Source organism: Streptomyces araujoniae (assembly GCF_050871195.1).
In the GTDB taxonomy this organism is placed as follows: Bacteria; Actinomycetota; Actinomycetes; order Streptomycetales; family Streptomycetaceae; genus Streptomyces; species Streptomyces bacillaris.
Genome location: NZ_CP194070.1, coordinates 4052850 through 4069201, shown reverse-complemented (window position 1 = coordinate 4069201; position 16352 = coordinate 4052850). Strand labels below are relative to the sequence as shown.

Here is a 16352-nt window from a genome sequence, read left to right as displayed (position 1 = left end):
GGTAGGCTTTCCGTGTGATCTTCAAGCGCATCGGAAATGGGCGGCCATACCCCGACCACGGCCGGGAAAGCACCCGACAGTGGGCGGATGTCGCGCCGCGTCCGGTTCGCCTGGACCAGCTCGTGACCACCAAGGGCCAGCTGGACCTGGAGACCCTCCTCGCCGAGGACTCCACGTTCTACGGCGACCTCTTCGCCCACGTCGTGAAGTGGCAGGGCGACCTGTATCTGGAGGACGGGCTGCACCGGGCGGTGCGGGCCGCGCTCCAGCAGCGCCAGGTGCTGCACGCACGCGTCCTCGAACTGGGCTGACGCCACCGCACAGGCCCTCCCCGGCCCCGCAGCCCTTCCCCTGCGCGCCCGCACACATATCACCCTCATAACAGCGGCACACGGATTCGGGCCTTTCGGGTGCTTTCGCGCTCATCCGGGTGCCATACGTTGATCATTTAGTACGCGGCATCACCAGGCCCCACTACGCTGCCTCCATGAGCATGCTCACTCCCCCCGGCATGGGCGGAAAGTACCGCATCACGGGCAACACCCACCCCCGCATGCGCCGCCCCCGGAACCGCTGGCGGATCGTCCTCGCGGGCGTCTCGGCAGTGGTGGCCCTCGGCCTGGCCGGCTGGGGAACCCTGCAGCTCATCGACGTCTTCACGGGCGGCGACCAGAGCGCCAGCGCCGCCGGCCACCAGCGGGACTGCCCCAAGCCGACGCCGGCCCCGGCGGTCCCCGCGAAGACCCTCCCGAAGCCGGCCGCCATCAAGGTCAACGTCTACAACGCGACGACGACGACCGGGCTCGCCAAAGCGGCGGCGGACGAGCTGAAGAAGCGCGGGTTCACCGTCGGCGAGGTGGGCAACGCCCCGGAGGCGTACGACAAGAAGGTCCCCGGCCCCGGCGTGCTGCTCGGCGCCCCGGCGGCCGTGGACGGCAGCTTCGCCGTCCTGGGTACGCAGCTGCCGGGCACGGTGCAGAAGACCGACACCCGGAAGACGGCGGAGGTCGACCTGATCCTCGGGGCGAAGTTCAAGGCGTTCAGCACCCCGGCGGAAGCGACCGCCGCCATGACGGCGCTGACGAAGCCGTCCCCGGCACCGTCGTCGACGTCCTGCGCACCGACGGCACCGAAGACGAAGAACGGCTGACCGGGCCCGGCGCCCGACGGAAAGCGCCCGCTCGAAGCGGACACTCCTCGGCACCACCGCAGCCCTGCAGAGCCCGGAGCACCGCCGAGCCCGGAGCGGCCGCAGAGCACGCCCGCCCGCAGCACCGTAGGGGAACGGCCGCCGCCGGAGAGTGTCTCTCCGGCGGCGGCCGTTCCCCTACGGTCTCCTGCTCCCCGCGGCTACCGGCTACCGGCTACTCCGCGGTGCCGTACATCCGGTCCCCGGCGTCACCGAGCCCCGGCACGATGTAGCCGTTCTCGTTGAGCCGCTCGTCGACGGAGGCGGTGACGACGGTGACGGGGGTGCCCGCCAGCTCGCGCTCCATCACCTCGACGCCTTCGGGGGCGGCGAGCAGGACGACGGCGGTGACATCGTCGGCGCCGCGCTTGATCAGCTCCTGGATGGCGGCGACGAGGGTGCCGCCGGTGGCCAGCATCGGGTCGAGGACGTAGACCTGGCGGCCGGAGAGGTCCTCGGGCATCCGGGTCGCGTACGTCTCCGCCTGGAGCGTCTCCTCGTTGCGGATCATGCCGAGGAAGCCCACCTCGGCGGTGGGCAGCAGCCGCACCATGCCGTCCAGCATGCCGAGCCCGGCGCGCAGGATCGGGACGACGAGGGGGCGGGGGTGCGAGAGCTTGACACCGGTCGTGGGCGTGACCGGGGTGTCGATGTCGACCTGCTCGGTCCGCACATCCCGGGTGGCCTCGTACGCGAGGAGGGTGACCAGCTCGTCGGCGAGGCGCCGGAAGGTCGGGGAGTCGGTGCGCTTGTCGCGCAGCGTGGTCAGTTTGTGCGCCACCAGCGGGTGGTCGACGACGTGGATCCGCATGCGTCAACAGTAACCGTGCCTTCCGGCACTCTGCGCTGGCATCAACCACCTGTTCGGGGGGAAGGTGGGGGCATACAGACCCAGCGTTGGGGTGGTGTGTCGATGGCGGACGGGGAACAGCCGCGGAGCGCGGGCTCACGCAACGTGAGCGACGCGCCCGACGCGCGCGGGGCGCAGGACGCGCCGGGCGATGTCACGGACGCGCAGGAGAGTGACGCGGCCCGGCGCCGGCGACGCGCCCAGTTCCTCCGTGAGCTGCACGAGGCGAAGCAGCTGCGCGACCGGGTCCAGCCGCGCAGGGCGCGTGCGGCCCGTATGCGCCAACAGATGCGGATGCGCACGTTCCGCTGGTGAGGCAGCCCGGAGACGTCCCGTACCACCGGCGCACTCCCCCTCCGATCGGGTCCCCCGGCGGTTCCGTCAGGACGACGCCCGACCAGGCACTCCTGGAACTGATGGCCGACGCAACGGTCGAAGAGGTCTCGCTCGGCGCTTGTTTCTGCCACGATGCCGATTGGGCGGGGCTCAGAGCAGACGGATTTTCCGTCTGCCCTCCCGTCGGACCGATTCACCTATGACCAGTGGGAGAGTCACGGTGTACTTCGCCGCACTGCTCGCGCGCACCGAAGACGGGTGGGAAGCGAGCGATACAGAGCTCGACGATGTGGAGACCCTGTCCGATCTGACGGATCTGGCCCAGGAGGCCTCGGTGGACGAGGACACGGTCCTGGTCTACATCGAGCAGGAGGGCGCCTGGTTCGGCATCCTCCGGGTGGACGGTGAGGAGGACCCCCGGATCTACGTATCGGACGCGTCCGCCGCCGCCCGCTCCTCCTACGGGGAGATCCTACTCACCGACGAACTGCTCGGCCGCGAACCAGGGGCCGAGGACGAGATCGCCGCATTGGAGGAGCTGGTCGACCTGGACGGTACGGAGGACGGCGAACCGACCGGCCCGACCGCGAAGGCAACCTCCCCGGCCTCCTCCGCCACCACCACCGACACCGACGCCACCTCCGAATCCGACTCCGATTTCGACTCCGACGCGGTCCCGGCGGGCCCGATCGGTGAGCTGGGGATCCTCGCGGACTTCGGGATCTCCGAGAAGGACCTGCTGACCCTGCAGACCGACGCGCTGACGGAGATCGCGGACGTGCTGGGGGCATCGGAGGTCCTGGAAGCGGTCCGCTAGGCCGGACCGCACGGCGGGCGGGTAGGGGGACGGGCTGCAGGTTCACGCCTGCACGCCTGGCTCGCGACGCACGGGCGGGCGGCCGCGCACGCCCGGCCCGGGGAGAGGGCGCACGACGACCGCACGCCATGCGCACCCCTGCCCCGCCCTCCTCCTCTTCCCACCCACTTCCCACGCCTCATGTGTTCGCTAAGGTCCGCGGGTGACCGCACGACCGCCGAACCCTTCCCCCCGGCCCACCCCGGACCCCGTACGCGTACCTGTGCCGGACCCCGACCCCGTACGCGATCCGTGGCAGGCCCCGATGCTCCGCGCCCTGGCCGAGGCCGAGGAGGCGGCGACGACCGGTGACGTCCCGGTCGGCGCCGTCGTCCTGGGCCCCGACGGCAGGGAACTGGCCGCCGCCCACAACGAGCGCGAGGCCACCGGCGACCCCACGGCCCACGCCGAGGTCCTGGCCCTGCGCCGGGCGGCCGAGGCGGTGGGCGAATGGCGGCTGACCGACTGCACCCTGGTGGTCACCCTGGAGCCCTGCACGATGTGCGCGGGCGCCCTGGTGCAGTCCCGGGTGGCCCGGGTCGTCTACGGGGCCCGCGACGAGAAGGCGGGCGCGGCCGGCTCCCTCTGGGACGCCCTCCGCGACCGCCGCCTGAACCACCGCCCGGAGGTCATCGCGGGCGTCCTGGAGACGGAGTGCGCGAGCCGGCTGACGGCCTTCTTCCGCACCCGCTGACCGGGGCGGGCCCGCGCCCCCCGGAACCGATTTCTGTGCACGCCCCGGGATGGTCTAAGCTCTCTCTCGGTAGCGTGTCCGAGCGGCCGAAGGAGCTCGCCTCGAAAGCGAGTGTGGCGTAACCCGTCACCGTGGGTTCAAATCCCACCGCTACCGCTTCTGACGCCCCCTCGATCTGCGGAAACGCGATCGAGGGGGCGTTCTGCTTCTACGGACGCAAGGCCTCTGCGGCGGGAAGAGGCCGACACGGCGAGGGTGGTTGTCCTCCGCGCACCCGCCGCAGAGGAGGTCACGGCCGGTGGACGTATGCCGTACGGCGGTGACGGAAGCCGTCCAACAGGCTCGCAGGTCCGCACGTCCGTGGCCGACAAGGAGAGGGTCACCCGCCCTCCACGGGATGGGGCGCGGGCCGGACGCGAGTCGGGACGCGGCACGGCAACCGGTGCAGTACGACCGTGCCGCCCGCACCGGACGCCCCGTCCACCACGACCTCCTCCGCCTGCCCCGGAGGGATCGCCCCGCCACAGCTGTCACACACCACGCCGGGCCTCCCGCCACGTACGTCCCAGCTCCACGGCCTTCGGACAGGGGCGGCGGCCCGCCCTGCACACCGCGCAGGCCACGGTGTGGCCGAGGAACACGCGATACAGAGCGTCCGGCCCAGCCACCCGCTCCCCGGCCGTCACCACACCGGCTCCTGCTCCGGCCCCTGCTCCCTCTCCGTCTTCGCGCACCTGGGGCATCCACAGGCGGGAAGTCGCTGCGAGGTGTCCGGCTCGTCGAGCGGATTCACTTCGGCCCGCTCGCGCAGGACGCGAACGTTCCCCTCGCGATTCACCACGTACACCTTGATCGTCATCATGGGCAGCCACCCCGTCGCGTTGAGTGAGATACGCGGACGTTAGGTAAGGGCCGTGCGCATACGCCAGCGATGTGCATGAGTGTGCACATACTGCTAGCGCCATGGGCAATGGCCGATAACTCTCCCTTGACTCGCCCCTTCTGTGCCCTCACCTTGGTGCACATCAACGCACCATTCGTCCGCCGGAGGCAGCAGTGGACTTAGAGTTCGTCGGAATCGACCCCGAGACAGGGCAGAGCGGATCTCCCACGGTATGGGTGGACCCGGAGACCAGGGACATCGTCATGCAGAGCTACACGGCCGACGAAGCGACCCGTGAAGCATGCGTCCGCAACACCGCCCCCGGCCACGCCCGGGGGATTCCCGACCACGAGACCGTCATCCGTGTCCCGGCCCGCATGGTGCCGGCGCTCAGGAAGGCCTGCGATGCCGCAGAGCGTCAGCTTTGACGAACTCCTCAAGTCCACCCGGCACTCTGCGGTCCACCTCGAAATGCGGGACACGTACGGCGTCGGCGACGAGGCCGCGGACTTCGCCACCTGGCGGCGTACCGGCCGACGGGATACAGACCCGGCATCCGCGTACTGGGCCCCGTGGGTCGACCTCGTTCAGAGCGCCGTCTCCCGTGGAGTGGCCGTCCGCCGAGCCCGCGTCGTGTCCGAACCGGTCACGGAGTACATCCGCTACGAGCACGCGGGTACGGTCGTCAACATCGTTGCCGGGGAGCAGGTTCGGTGGCTGCCGCGCCGCCAGGCCGTCGAACTGATGCTTCCGGGCTCCGACTTGTGGATCTTCGACGGGCAACAGGTTCTCTTCAACCACTTCACCGGTTCCGGCGACTGGTCCGACCCAGGGCTCGAACTCCGCACCGAACCGCACATCGTGAAGCAGTGCGCCGACGCCTTCGAAGCCGTGTGGGCACGCGCCACACCGCACGACCAGTACGCCCTGTCCTGACAGAAAGCACCCGCGCCACCATGCCCATCTCCCCGTCGTCCTCCGCCCAGGCAGCTCGCGAGAACGTGGCCCGCCGGCTCCGGGAACTCCGGCAGGATGCCGGCCTGACCGTGACCCAACTGGCTGCCCAGTGCGGCTGGCACCACGCCAAGACGTCCCGGATCGAGAACGCGAAGACGCCACCCTCGGCCCGGGACATCCGTAACTGGTGCCAAGCCTGCCGGGCACCCGGCCGAGCGGAAGACCTGATCTCCGCCTCCCGCCAGGCCGAGACGCTGTACACGGAGTGGCGGCGCCGGGTCCGCACCGGACTGCGCCGGCTCCAGGAGAGCTACCTGGAGCTCTACCGCACCACCAGGGTGTTCCGCGTCTACTCACCGACCCTCGTGCCGGGCCTCGTCCAGACCGAGGGGTACGCCGCCGCCCTGCTCAGCACGAACGCCCGCCTGCTCGAAGTCCCCGACGACGGCCCGGAAGCGGCGGCCGCCAGGGTCGAGCGGTCCCGGATCATCCGGGAGCCGGGCCACCGGGTCCTGCTCCTCATCGAGGAGTCGGTGCTGTACTTCCAGCTCGGCTCCACCGACGCCGTCGCCGGTCAGCTCGGGCACCTGCTGTCCGTCGGAGCGCTGCCGACCGTGTCGCTGGGCATCATCCCCATGGCCACTCGGGAGCGCGCGCTGTGGCCGCAGGAGACCTTCCACATCTACGACGACACCCTTGTCTCCGTGGAGTTGCTTTCCGCGCAGGTCAACATCACCCAGCCCAGTGAGATCGACCTGTACCTCAAGGCGTTCGAACAGCTACGAGGCATGGCCGTGTACGGCGCCGAGGCCCGGGCGCTGATCGTGAAGGCGATCGATGCCCTGACCTGATCGAGGGGCGACGGCTGTGCCACCGCAGACGGGCGGCCGTCCCCACATCCACAGGGCGGCCCGAAGCTCGGGTCCCCAGCTCCGGGTCTCGGGTTCCGAGCTTCGGGCAGGTCGGTTCACGCTTTAGGGGGGTACGTGGGCGGGGGCCCGGCCCGAAGCTCGGGTCCCGGGACGCGGGCGTCGGGATGCGAGCCCCGAGACCCGAGCGCCTTCTTTAACCGGCAGGTAGGAGAAGGGGTTTGGGAGAACCTCCCAACCTCCCCACCCAGGTCACAGCTGGGGAAGTATGACTAATCGTGACAGCTTGCGGCGCAACGTCACGGCTGCTTACGGTTCGAGAACTGAACGACCCCGACAGGTGCTGAGAACACCAAGCCGGGGTCTAACCGCAAGATCGCTAACGATGAAGGACGATCCCATGGCTGCCCGCCAGACTAGCTCCGCCCCGCAAACTCCCGTACTTTCCAACGCGTACCCCATGGCGAACCCGGGCTACGGCAAACGGACGGCACCCGACCAATTCCCTCGCACGAGGGCGGACTTCACTGCTCTCCCCACCCGGGAACGGTACGTGGCCGGGTTCATCGACCACCTCCCCGAGGGCGCATCGATGAGCGTGAAGCAACTGGCCAAGCAACTCCCGCTCTACGGCCAGCAGGCCATCTCATCAGCGCTCACGGCCCTGTCCGTGGCAGGCCACTTACGCCGCGTCCGATGCCCGGTGGGCGCGGGCGAGCAAACCCGCTGGGTCTTCCGCACCTTCTGGTCCCGCACCGCACGGGACAACGCATGGTGGACCACCCTCCTGGCAACAGAGACGGCCACCGAGGCGGCGACCATCAAGGCCCCCGGCCCCACACCGAACGCCCTCGCACCGGCACCCACAGCCGTACCGCAGCAACGCACCCCGGCACCGGCACCGGCACCGGCTCCGACCGCAAGGCCCGCAGCCGACGCCACCGAGCCCGGCCCGTCCCCCGCCTACCTCGCCCTGGCCAGCCTGGGCCGCAACGACCACCGCCTGGCCCTCTCCGCCGACGACTGCGCGACCCTGGAACCCCGGGCAATGCAATGGCTGGCCCGAGGCGTCACCGTGGACTACCTGACCAGCGCCCTCACCGCAGGCCTCCCCGCCGAGATCAGCTCCCCCGTCGGCTTCCTCCGCCGCCGCCTCACCGACAAGATGCCGCCCCGCCTGCCCGCCGAGAGCACCACACCGGCGACCACCACCGCGCCCGCCCGCCGCGTCCTCGTCGAATGCACCGACTGCGGCCGCCTCGGCCGGCCCGAAGCCCTCCCCGACGGCCTCTGCCGCCCCTGCCGCGAAACCCACAGCAACGGGGCCGGTGACTTGACACCCGCGCCCACCGAGGGACCGGACGTCAAGGCCCACATGGCCAACCTCAGGGATCTCCTCAGATCCGTCTGACACGAACGGTCGCCGGCCGCCTGAACCGCAGGTCACGAAGTATCGTCCCCGCTCACGCGGGGGTGGCCCGCGCTTGGCTCTGTCGCCTGCCTGGGAGAGAGGGGGCTCCCGGCATCCGCCGGGGAAAGTAGGTCGGGGGAAGCGGCATCGGGGGACAGCCGCTTCCCCCGGTGGGAACAGGGGCCCGGTCAGCCGTCGCGGTCAGGGGGGTTCGCGCGGCGGCAACCCACAGTGGGTGCCTGTTCCGAGGGCTCCGGTTCCTGCCAGGGCCGGAGGCCTCGGGATCCATCGTGCCGGGGCGCGGAGGCCGTTTCCGTGGGCGAAAGGCCCCGATCGGCGGGTCGTAAGGCCTTAAAGAGGGCGTCAGTGAGGTGACGCAGCCACTGGATACGGCCATACGTGCGGATACAATCTGCCGATCGCACGCTGGGTTCGGGGCGGGGTCCACGGGGAGGCAAGGGCAGTGGCGCAAGCGAGGAAGATCGCGCTCTACATAGTGGTGGTCTTCGTGCTCTATACGATCATCACCTCTCCCAAGCGGTCCGCCGAGCTGGTGGGGGTAGGGTTCGAAGGCGTTTCCAGCGCCGCCCAGAGCGTCGGCGACTTCATGACCGAACTGGTCAAGTAGCGAAAACCGTAGGGGTACCGATGATCCGCCACCTGGTCCTGTTCAAGCTGAACGAAGGCGTCGAGCGGGACGATCCGCGGGTCGTCGCCGGGGACCGTGCCTTCCGGGAGCTGGAGGGGCAGGTCCCGGAGCTGGAGTTCTGGGAGTGCGCCTGGAACATCACCGACCGGCCGATCGCGTACGACTACGCCATCAACTCCGCCGTCGCCGATGAGGACGCCCTCAAGCGCTATATCGAGCACCCCGCCCACCAGGCCGCCGCCGGCCAGTGGCGCGAATTCGCCACTTGGGTGATCGCGGACTACCCCTTCTGATCCCTGCTCACGGTCTGACCCGCGAGCCCGATCAGCTGCCCCTCGCCCTTCGGTGAGGGGTTTTCTTGTCGGGTTTAAAACCCGTTATGCCGTCAACACGGCATTTTGCGGTGCTTGCACACAGTGGACATGTCTTGTGATGCTATGACCGCTTTTGACGGATGAGTTGATCGTAGTTGACCGCGAAGGGGTGGCGTCACCGTGCCGGCCAGTACAGCGCCTCAAGTGCCACCCCAGTCCGTTCAGCCGGCCTCGGCCGTCCCCCAGGGGGCCCACCAGGGGAGCCAGAGCACCCACGGGGCTCTGGGCGCCCCGGGGCCCCTGCGGGAGGCCTCGCCCGGTGTCGCCCCCTCAGGTCCCGGCCAGGGCCCTCAGGCCGCCCCCGCCGACGAGATCCAGACCGAGACCCCCGACCCCGCCGCCCCGCCCGCCAGAACCCGCGGGGCGGACACCAGAGCCCTCACGCAGGTGCTCTTCGGGCAGCTCAAGGGGCTGGAGCGCGGGACCCCGGAGCACGGGCGCGTCCGGGCCGCCCTCATCGAGGCGAACCTCCCGCTGGTGCGGTACGCCGCCGCCCGCTTCCGGAGCCGTAACGAGCCGATGGAGGACGTCGTCCAGGTCGGCACCATCGGCCTCATCAACGCCATCGACCGCTTCGACCCGGAACGCGGCGTCCAGTTCCCCACTTTCGCGATGCCCACCGTCGTCGGCGAGATCAAGCGCTACTTCCGCGACAACGTCCGCACCGTCCACGTCCCCCGCCGGCTGCACGAGCTCTGGGTCCAGGTCACCGGCGCCACGGAGGATCTGACGACCGCTCACGGGCGCTCCCCCACCACCGCCGAGATCGCGGAGCGGCTGAAGATCTCCGAGGACGAGGTGCTCGCCTGCATCGAGGCCGGACGCTCGTACCACGCCACCTCCCTGGAGGCCGCCCAGGAGGGCGACGGACTCCCGGGGCTCCTCGACCGGCTCGGTTACGAGGACCCCGCGCTCGCCGGTGTCGAGCACCGCGACCTCGTACGCCACCTCCTCGTCCAGCTCCCCGAGCGCGAGCAGCGCATCCTTCTCCTGCGCTACTACTCCAACTTGACCCAGTCTCAGATCAGCGCCGAACTAGGCGTCTCCCAGATGCATGTGTCAAGGCTCCTGGCCAGAAGTTTCGCCCGACTGAGGTCCGCAAACAGGATCGAGGCGTAACCGGAACGGGTAGACCGTCAGGACAGCGGTTCTGACGGCATAAATGGCTCACACCCCTTGTTTCCAGGGCGGATTCGGCGTTGAGATGTCGACATGTCACTACAGCGTGTTGCCGACATGTGACATTCTGCTCGAAGCGCGTTTGCCGCAGCCCCGCCTCCGGTATTCAGGTGGAGGCTGCGTTCCTCCGATGGTCGCGGCCACCGCGACCGTCCGCGACCTCAAGGGGGTGGCATGTCCGAAGAACAGGGCAGCTCGAAGGTGCTCACGCTCACCAAGAGCGTGCCGGCACCCGCCGTGCTCACCAGCTCGCCGGAAGCCATCGACACCCGCACTCTGTCCCGCTCCCTGTTCCTGCGGCTCGCCGCGCTCGGCCCCGCCTCGGGTCCCGACGGAACGGACAGTCCGGAGCGGACCTACGTGCGGGACACACTCATCGAGCTGAACCTCCCGCTGGTGCGGTACGCCGCGGCGCGGTTCCGTAGCCGCAACGAGCCGATGGAGGACATCGTCCAGGTCGGCACCATCGGCCTGATCAAGGCGATCGACCGGTTCGACTGCGAACGGGGCGTGGAGTTCCCGACCTTCGCGATGCCGACCGTCGTCGGGGAGATCAAACGCTTCTTCCGCGACACCTCCTGGTCCGTCCGGGTCCCCCGGCGCCTCCAGGAGCTGCGGCTCGCGCTGACGAAGACCAGCGACGAGCTGGCGCAGAAGCTCGACCGCTCCCCGACCGTGCCCGAGCTCGCCCGGGCCCTCGGCGTCTCCGAGGAGGACGTGGTCGACGGCCTCGCCGTCGGCAACGCGTACACCGCCTCCTCGCTCGACTCCCCCTCCCCCGAGGACGACGGCGGCGAGGGCTCCCTCGCGGACCGCCTCGGCTACGAGGACGCGGCGCTGGAGGGCGTCGAGTACCGGGAGTCCCTCAAGCCGCTGCTGGCCAAACTCGCCCCGCGCGAGCGGCAGATCATCATGCTGCGGTTCTTCGCCAACATGACCCAGTCGCAGATCGGCGAGGAGGTCGGCATCTCCCAGATGCACGTCTCCCGGCTGCTCACCCGCACCCTCGCCCAGCTCCGGGAAGGGCTCATCTCCGACTGAGGCCTGCACGAGGGTTCCGATGTGACGGGGCGTCAGCCACACTGGCGCGATGCCGCGTCCGACGCCTCAGAACCCTCGGGTACGCCCCGCACGCCGGCCCCTCGGCCGCCGAGGCACCCTGATCGCCGCCTCGGCGGCCGCGCTCTGCCTGGGCGGCGGCCTCCTGGCCGGATGCGGGGGTGGCCCCGGCGGCGGTTACGCGGCCGTGGGCGCGGCCGGCGGCGGGCCGGAGGGCGGACGGGCCTCCGGTCCCCCTGGAGACGTGACGCTGGTCCCGTTGGACGGCGAGGGGGAAGAGGGGCGTCCCGGCGGCGGAGAGCGGTCCCCGGGGCGGTCGCCGGAAGGGCCCTCAGAGGGGTCACCGTCGCCCGGCGGTGCTGCCGCAGAGCCTGTGGGCGATGAGGGGCGTACGGGGGCGGGCCCGGCGCCGGCAGGGTCGCCCGGGTCGTCCGCCGGCCCCGGAGCCAGGGCGGGGAGCGGGGGCGGCGGGGGGCCTGCGAACGTGCCGGGTGAGGGCCGTCCGTCCCCGACCGGCCCCGGGGGCCGACCTTCTCCGACGCCTCAGACGCCTCGGCCGGGCAAGCCCGCCGAGCCCTCGCCGCCGGGCAGCCCCGGACCCGGCACGCCCCCTTCCCCGGCCGCCCCGGCCTCGCTGGCCCTCAGCGCTCCTCAGCGGGCGGCGGCGGACCGGCGGTGGTGCGAGCGGGTGACCGTGGAGTTCCGCAACACCGGTGGCTCCCCGGCCCGTTCCGGGACCGTCACCTTCGCCACGCACGTCATCGGGGCCCTCGGCGTCGACTGGGCCACCATCAGGACCAGCCAGCCGTTGCCCTCGCCCATCGCGGCCGGTTCCACGCGCTCGGAGACGTACACCGTCTGCCTGGAGTCCTGGCGCGTCCCCCTGGGCATGCGCGTGGAGACCCGGGACGTCTCCGCCGTCTGGGAGTGAGGCCGGAGGACCGGGGGCCGCCGAGGGAGGAGAAGAGCCGCCGGAGGGAAGAGGAAACGCCCGTGGCGTGGCAGCGGGCGCGCGGTGCGGGTCCGCCGTCCGCCCCACGGGCGTTCCGGTCGTACGGAAGTCGAGAAGCCGTACGGGAGTTGCACGCCCCCGTACCGAAGTGCGACCCCGTGCCGAGGTCGTACCGGCCTCGTAAGAGGTCCTGCGAGGCCGTGCGGAAGCCGTACAGGTTCTCACCGGCTCGTACGGAAGCCGTACCGAAACCGTGCGGGCCTCACCAGCCCGTACGGAAGCCGTACAGGGCCCCTACGCAGCCGATGGGTTGCGGTCGGGTCGGTCAGCTCAGGGCGAGCCACGCCACCGCGCCGAGGATCACGACGACCGCGACGACCGCCGCGATCACCCCGACTCTCGGGCCGGACGAGGTCGCGGCCGGCTGCGCGTGGCGCTGCGGCTCGCCCTCGTCGACGAAGGCGCGGAACATCTGCGTGCTGCCCGCCGGATCAGGGGTGCCCTCGGGGCCCGGCTGAGGGGCGTGGGGGTTGTGTGCCATGGGGCAGGACCCTAGCGAACTCGGGCCTGCCGCCCAACCCCCGGGGGCGTCCGGCGGCCCGTCCGACCAGCGGCGGAGAGCCGGGCAGCGGATGCAGGAGCGGGCTTGACCGGGGGTCTACGGAGGCTTTGGTGTTCCTTTACTTCTGCAAGGCCCTTTTCGTTTGCCTGTAGCAACCAACGGCTTCTATGGTTGCTCTAAGCAACAACATGGCCGGTGATGCGACCGGCGACATGACCGGCAACACAGTCATCGGTGCGCTGGAGGTTCCGTGGCCGCGCGGAGTCGGTACGAGGAACTGGCCCGGCAGCTCAGCGCTGTCGGGGCCGTCAAGCGGGGGCTCGCCCGCGCACTGCCCCCCGAGTGTCCCGGCGGCTCCGCCGCCGTGCTGACGCTCCTGGACCGGCACGGCGAGATGCGGCTCAGCAGGCTCGCCGAGCTGATGGCCGTGGACCTCTCGGTGACCAGTCGCCACGTGGCCCATGTGGCCGAGCACGGCTGGATCGAGCGGTCCCCCGACCCGGCGGACAAGCGGTCCCGCATCCTGCGGCTGACCGCCGGAGGCCACGCGCAGCTCGACGAGCTGACGCGGCGGACCACCGACGTGTTCGCCCGCAACCTCTCGGACTGGTCCGACGACGACGTCGGCCGGCTCAACGAGCTGCTGTCCCGGCTGCGCGACAGCTTCGCCTGTCGCGGACCCGGTGGCTGCGCCCCGGGAAGCCACTCCGGCGAGTGCCGGAACGGCTCGATCGACGACGCGTACACCCGTACATCTGTTTAGCAGAAGCAAATACGCACGGATAAGGAACTCAATGGCTACGACCACACCGACCGGTGTGCGGGGCGGCCACGCCAAGCACGGAGGTCATGGAGGCCACGCGAGCCCCGGCGGCTCCGCAGGCTCCGGCGTCTCCGACGGCACGCCGATGACACACCGCCAGATCATGGAGGCGCTGACCGGGCTGCTGCTCGGCATGTTCGTCGCGATCCTGTCGTCGACGGTCGTCTCCAACGCCCTCCCCGAGATCATCTCCGACCTCGGCGGCGGCCAGAGCGCCTACACCTGGGTCGTCACGGCCTCGCTGCTGGCCATGACCGCCACCACCCCCCTCTGGGGCAAGCTCTCGGACCTCTTCAGCAAGAAGCTGCTGGTCCAGATAGCCCTGATCATCTACGTCCTGGGCTCGGTCGTCGCCGGGCTCTCCACCAGCAGCGGCATGCTCATCGCCTGCCGGGTGGTCCAGGGCATCGGCGTCGGCGGTCTCTCCGCCCTCGCGCAGATCGTCATGGCCGCGATGATCGCCCCGCGCGAGCGCGGCCGCTACAGCGGCTACCTGGGCGCCGTCTTCGCGGTCGCCACCGTCGGCGGCCCGCTGCTCGGCGGTGTCATCACCGACACCAGCTGGATGGGCTGGCGCTGGTGCTTCTACGTGGGTGTGCCGTTCGCGGTCATCGCCCTCGTCGTGCTCCAGAAGACCCTGAAGCTCCCCGTCGTCAAGCGCGAGGGCGTCAAGGTCGACTGGTCCGGTGCGTTCTTCATCAGCGCCGCCGTCTCGCTGCTGCTGATCTGGGTGACCTTCGCGGGCGACAAGTACGACTGGCTGTCCTGGCAGACGTACGTGATGGTCGCGGGCTCGGTCCTGCTCGGCCTGGTCTTCGTCCTCGTCGAGTCGCGCGCCGCCGAGCCGATCATCCCGCTGCGCCTCTTCCGTAACCGGACCATCACCCTTGCCTCCGTCGCCTCGCTCTTCGTCGGCATCGCGATGTTCGCGGGCACGGTCTTCTTCAGCCAGTACTTCCAGCTCGCGCGCGGCAAGTCGCCGACCATGTCCGGCGTCATGACCATCCCGATGATCGCGGGGCTCTTCCTCTCCTCGACCGTCTCCGGCCAGATCATCACCAAGACCGGCCGCTGGAAGGCCTGGCTGGTCAGCGGTGGGTTCCTGGTCACGGCCGGGCTCGGACTGCTCGGCACGATCCGCTACGACACCGAGTACTGGCACGTCGCCGCCTACATGTTCGTCATGGGCCTCGGCATCGGCATGATGATGCAGAACCTGGTCCTCGCCACGCAGAACCAGGTCGCCCCCGAGGACCTCGGCTCCGCCAGCTCCGTCGTCACCTTCTTCCGCTCCCTCGGCGGTGCGATCGGCGTCTCGGCGCTCGGTGCCGTCCTCGGCAACCGCGTCACCCACTACGTGCAGGACGGCCTCGCCGCACTCGGCCCCGAGGGCGCCAAGCTCGGCCACGGCGGTACCGGCGGCGGGGGCATCCCCGACCTGGACAAGCTGCCCGAGCCGTTCCGCCTGGTCATGGAGGCCGCGTACGGGCACGGCGTCGGGGACGTCTTCCTCTACGCCGCCCCGTGCGCGCTGATCGCCTTCATCGTGACGCTCTTCATCAAGGAGGTCGCGCTGAAGAGCAACGCCACTGTGAGCGAGCCTCAGGAGACCGCCGGGGAGACCGCCTCGGAGTCCGAGGTTCCGGCCGCCGTGGAAGCCGGGGTTCCGGCCGCCGTCGGTGCCGCCGCTCTCGTCCCGGAGGGTGTGGCAGGAGTCACCTCCGTCGCCACGGACACGGTGTCCTCCGAGGCCGTGGCCCCGTACGGCTCCGGCCAGGGCACCCCCGTCCACGGCGTCGTGCGCGGCGCCGAAGGGGTTCCGGTCGCCCGCGCGGCCGTCACCCTGATCTCGCTGGACGGCCGTCAGCTCGGGCGGTCCGTCGCCCGGAACGACGGCGGGTACGGCCTGGACGCGCCGGGCTCCGGCAGCTACGTCCTGATCGCCTCCGCCGACGGTTTCCAGCCGCAGGCGTCCACGGTGGTCGTCGGCGCGGAGCCGCTGGCCTTCGACATCCTGCTCTCCGGTACGAGCGGACTGGCCGGGACCGTCAGGGCCGCCGAGTCCGGTGCGCCGGTCGAGGGCGCGATGGTCATCGTCACCGACGTCCGGGGCGATGTCCTGGCCACCGGAACCTCCGGCGGGGCGGGCGAGTTCGCGTTCGGCGAGCTGGTCCCGGGCTCCGTGACCGTCGCGGTCAACGCGGCCGGGTTCCGCCCGCTGGCGCTGCCGGTGGAGATCGGCGGGCAGGGCGTCACCCGCGTCGAGGCCGCGCTGCGGGCCGGTGCGCTGGTCCGGGGCACCGTGCGGGCCGGGGCCGCCCTGTCGCCGCTGGCCGACGCCCGGGTCACGCTGATCGACGCGGCGGGCAACGTGGTCGCCACCGCGACGACCGGCGAGGACGGCGCGTACGCCTTCACCGACCTGGACGCGGGCGAGTACTCGGTCGTCGCGACCGGCTACCCGCCGGTGGCGGGCGCGGTGACCGTGACCGGCACGGGGATCGACGGACACGACGTCGAGCTCTCCCACCCGGGTGAGTGACCGTCCCTGGGTCTTTCCCGCCCGGGCGAGTGACCGGCCCTCGGTCTCTCCCGCCCCGGCGAGTGACCGGCCCTCGGATTGATCCTTCCCTCACCCGCGCGCGTGCCCCTTGGGGAGAGCGCGTGAACACGTGAAGGGATCGCAAAGCCCCCTGGCCGGGCAGTACT

The 16352-nt window shown here is 70.8% G+C and carries 18 protein-coding genes and 1 tRNA gene; 17 read left to right on the top strand and 2 right to left on the bottom strand.

What is annotated here, in order from left to right; all coding sequences use genetic code 11:
- The first annotated feature begins 14 nt into the window (after window positions 1-14).
- Together ACQ9ZG_RS17305 and ACQ9ZG_RS17300 are read left to right on the top strand one after the other, a co-directional pair.
- The gene (locus tag ACQ9ZG_RS17305) at window positions 15-311 is read left to right on the top strand and encodes a type II toxin-antitoxin system VapB family antitoxin (protein ID WP_003955420.1); all 297 of its coding nucleotides are present in this window, start codon (window positions 15-17) and stop codon (window positions 309-311) included.
- A 200-nt stretch (window positions 312-511) separates the two neighbouring features.
- Complete coding sequence (locus ACQ9ZG_RS17300) at window positions 512-1150, top strand: LytR C-terminal domain-containing protein (RefSeq protein ID WP_028420111.1); 639 nt, start codon at window positions 512-514, stop codon at window positions 1148-1150.
- 214 nt (window positions 1151-1364) lie between these two features.
- Here the strand turns inward: ACQ9ZG_RS17300 and upp are convergent, their stop codons facing one another.
- The gene (upp, locus tag ACQ9ZG_RS17295; protein ID WP_018488512.1) at window positions 1365-2000 is read right to left on the bottom strand and encodes a uracil phosphoribosyltransferase; all 636 of its coding nucleotides are present in this window, start codon (window positions 1998-2000) and stop codon (window positions 1365-1367) included.
- 102 nt (window positions 2001-2102) lie between these two features.
- Here upp and ACQ9ZG_RS17290 point away from each other — a divergent pair, with 102 nt between their 5' ends.
- The 13 genes from ACQ9ZG_RS17290 to ACQ9ZG_RS17230 all read left to right on the top strand — a co-directional run bounded on the left by ACQ9ZG_RS17290 (window position 2103) and on the right by ACQ9ZG_RS17230 (window position 12237).
- On the top strand, window positions 2103-2354 hold the full coding sequence (locus tag ACQ9ZG_RS17290) for a hypothetical protein (RefSeq protein ID WP_028420110.1): 252 nt from the start codon (window positions 2103-2105) through the stop codon (window positions 2352-2354).
- Window positions 2355-2595: 241 nt separating this feature from the next.
- Complete coding sequence (locus ACQ9ZG_RS17285; protein ID WP_109916694.1) at window positions 2596-3192, top strand: tRNA adenosine deaminase-associated protein; 597 nt, start codon at window positions 2596-2598, stop codon at window positions 3190-3192.
- A 304-nt stretch (window positions 3193-3496) separates the two neighbouring features.
- A complete protein-coding gene (gene tadA / locus ACQ9ZG_RS17280; RefSeq protein ID WP_028420108.1) occupies window positions 3497-3925 on the top strand; it encodes a tRNA adenosine(34) deaminase TadA in 429 nt (142 codons plus the stop codon).
- 68 nt (window positions 3926-3993) lie between these two features.
- Window positions 3994-4081, top strand: a tRNA-Ser gene (locus tag ACQ9ZG_RS17275).
- 900 nt (window positions 4082-4981) lie between these two features.
- Window positions 4982-5236, top strand: a complete 255-nt coding sequence (locus tag ACQ9ZG_RS17270; protein WP_109916696.1) for a hypothetical protein — start codon at window positions 4982-4984, stop codon at window positions 5234-5236.
- Window positions 5214-5744, top strand: coding sequence for a DUF6879 family protein (locus ACQ9ZG_RS17265; RefSeq protein ID WP_109916697.1), 531 nt, complete (start codon window positions 5214-5216; stop codon window positions 5742-5744). The genes ACQ9ZG_RS17270 and ACQ9ZG_RS17265 overlap by 23 nt, the downstream gene beginning before the upstream one ends.
- A gap of 20 nt (window positions 5745-5764) precedes the next feature.
- Complete coding sequence (locus ACQ9ZG_RS17260) at window positions 5765-6616, top strand: helix-turn-helix domain-containing protein (RefSeq protein WP_109916698.1); 852 nt, start codon at window positions 5765-5767, stop codon at window positions 6614-6616.
- Window positions 6617-7034: 418 nt separating this feature from the next.
- A complete protein-coding gene (locus tag ACQ9ZG_RS17255) occupies window positions 7035-8045 on the top strand; it encodes a MarR family transcriptional regulator (protein WP_181398325.1) in 1011 nt (336 codons plus the stop codon).
- Window positions 8046-8508: 463 nt separating this feature from the next.
- Window positions 8509-8673, top strand: a complete 165-nt coding sequence (locus ACQ9ZG_RS17250) for a hypothetical protein (RefSeq protein WP_018489958.1) — start codon at window positions 8509-8511, stop codon at window positions 8671-8673.
- A gap of 20 nt (window positions 8674-8693) precedes the next feature.
- On the top strand, window positions 8694-8987 hold the full coding sequence (locus ACQ9ZG_RS17245; RefSeq protein ID WP_003967684.1) for a Dabb family protein: 294 nt from the start codon (window positions 8694-8696) through the stop codon (window positions 8985-8987).
- Window positions 8988-9380: 393 nt separating this feature from the next.
- Window positions 9381-10187 carry an RNA polymerase sigma factor SigF gene (locus ACQ9ZG_RS17240; protein WP_050451220.1) on the top strand — a complete coding sequence of 269 codons (807 nt, stop codon included), beginning with the start codon at window positions 9381-9383 and terminating at the stop codon, window positions 10185-10187.
- Between the two features lie 234 nt (window positions 10188-10421).
- Window positions 10422-11288 carry an RNA polymerase sigma factor SigF gene (locus ACQ9ZG_RS17235; RefSeq protein ID WP_018489955.1) on the top strand — a complete coding sequence of 289 codons (867 nt, stop codon included), beginning with the start codon at window positions 10422-10424 and terminating at the stop codon, window positions 11286-11288.
- A gap of 706 nt (window positions 11289-11994) precedes the next feature.
- Entirely contained in the window at window positions 11995-12237 is a 243-nt protein-coding gene (locus tag ACQ9ZG_RS17230) for a hypothetical protein (RefSeq protein ID WP_028415705.1), read from the top strand.
- Between the two features lie 346 nt (window positions 12238-12583).
- On the opposite strand, the gene ACQ9ZG_RS17225 is transcribed toward ACQ9ZG_RS17230, so the two are convergent.
- Window positions 12584-12799, bottom strand: coding sequence for a hypothetical protein (locus tag ACQ9ZG_RS17225; RefSeq protein ID WP_084993639.1), 216 nt, complete (start codon window positions 12797-12799; stop codon window positions 12584-12586).
- Between the two features lie 271 nt (window positions 12800-13070).
- Between ACQ9ZG_RS17225 and ACQ9ZG_RS17220 the strand changes: the two genes are divergently transcribed.
- Window positions 13071-13583, top strand: a complete 513-nt coding sequence (locus ACQ9ZG_RS17220; RefSeq protein WP_028415707.1) for a MarR family winged helix-turn-helix transcriptional regulator — start codon at window positions 13071-13073, stop codon at window positions 13581-13583.
- Between the two features lie 145 nt (window positions 13584-13728).
- The gene (locus tag ACQ9ZG_RS17215) at window positions 13729-16185 is read left to right on the top strand and encodes an MFS transporter (protein WP_499281611.1); all 2457 of its coding nucleotides are present in this window, start codon (window positions 13729-13731) and stop codon (window positions 16183-16185) included.
- The last annotated feature ends 167 nt before the right edge of the window (window positions 16186-16352 follow it).

Bases quoted from the DNA above. Each gene is read 5' to 3' on its own strand.
- upp (WP_018488512.1), bottom strand. From the start codon at position 2,000: ATGCGGATCCACGTCGTCGACCACCCGCTGGTGGCGCACAAACTGACC.
- ACQ9ZG_RS17225 (WP_084993639.1), bottom strand. From the start codon at position 12,799: ATGGCACACAACCCCCACGCCCCTCAGCCGGGCCCCGAGGGCACCCCT.
- ACQ9ZG_RS17290 (WP_028420110.1), top strand. From the start codon at position 2,103: ATGGCGGACGGGGAACAGCCGCGGAGCGCGGGCTCACGCAACGTGAGC.
- ACQ9ZG_RS17265 (WP_109916697.1), top strand. From the start codon at position 5,214: ATGCCGCAGAGCGTCAGCTTTGACGAACTCCTCAAGTCCACCCGGCAC.
- ACQ9ZG_RS17235 (WP_018489955.1), top strand. From the start codon at position 10,422: ATGTCCGAAGAACAGGGCAGCTCGAAGGTGCTCACGCTCACCAAGAGC.
- ACQ9ZG_RS17215 (WP_499281611.1), top strand. From the start codon at position 13,729: ATGACACACCGCCAGATCATGGAGGCGCTGACCGGGCTGCTGCTCGGC.
- ACQ9ZG_RS17300 (WP_028420111.1), top strand. From the start codon at position 512: ATGGGCGGAAAGTACCGCATCACGGGCAACACCCACCCCCGCATGCGC.
- ACQ9ZG_RS17255 (WP_181398325.1), top strand. From the start codon at position 7,035: ATGGCTGCCCGCCAGACTAGCTCCGCCCCGCAAACTCCCGTACTTTCC.
- ACQ9ZG_RS17245 (WP_003967684.1), top strand. From the start codon at position 8,694: ATGATCCGCCACCTGGTCCTGTTCAAGCTGAACGAAGGCGTCGAGCGG.
- ACQ9ZG_RS17260 (WP_109916698.1), top strand. From the start codon at position 5,765: ATGCCCATCTCCCCGTCGTCCTCCGCCCAGGCAGCTCGCGAGAACGTG.
- tadA (WP_028420108.1), top strand. From the start codon at position 3,497: ATGCTCCGCGCCCTGGCCGAGGCCGAGGAGGCGGCGACGACCGGTGAC.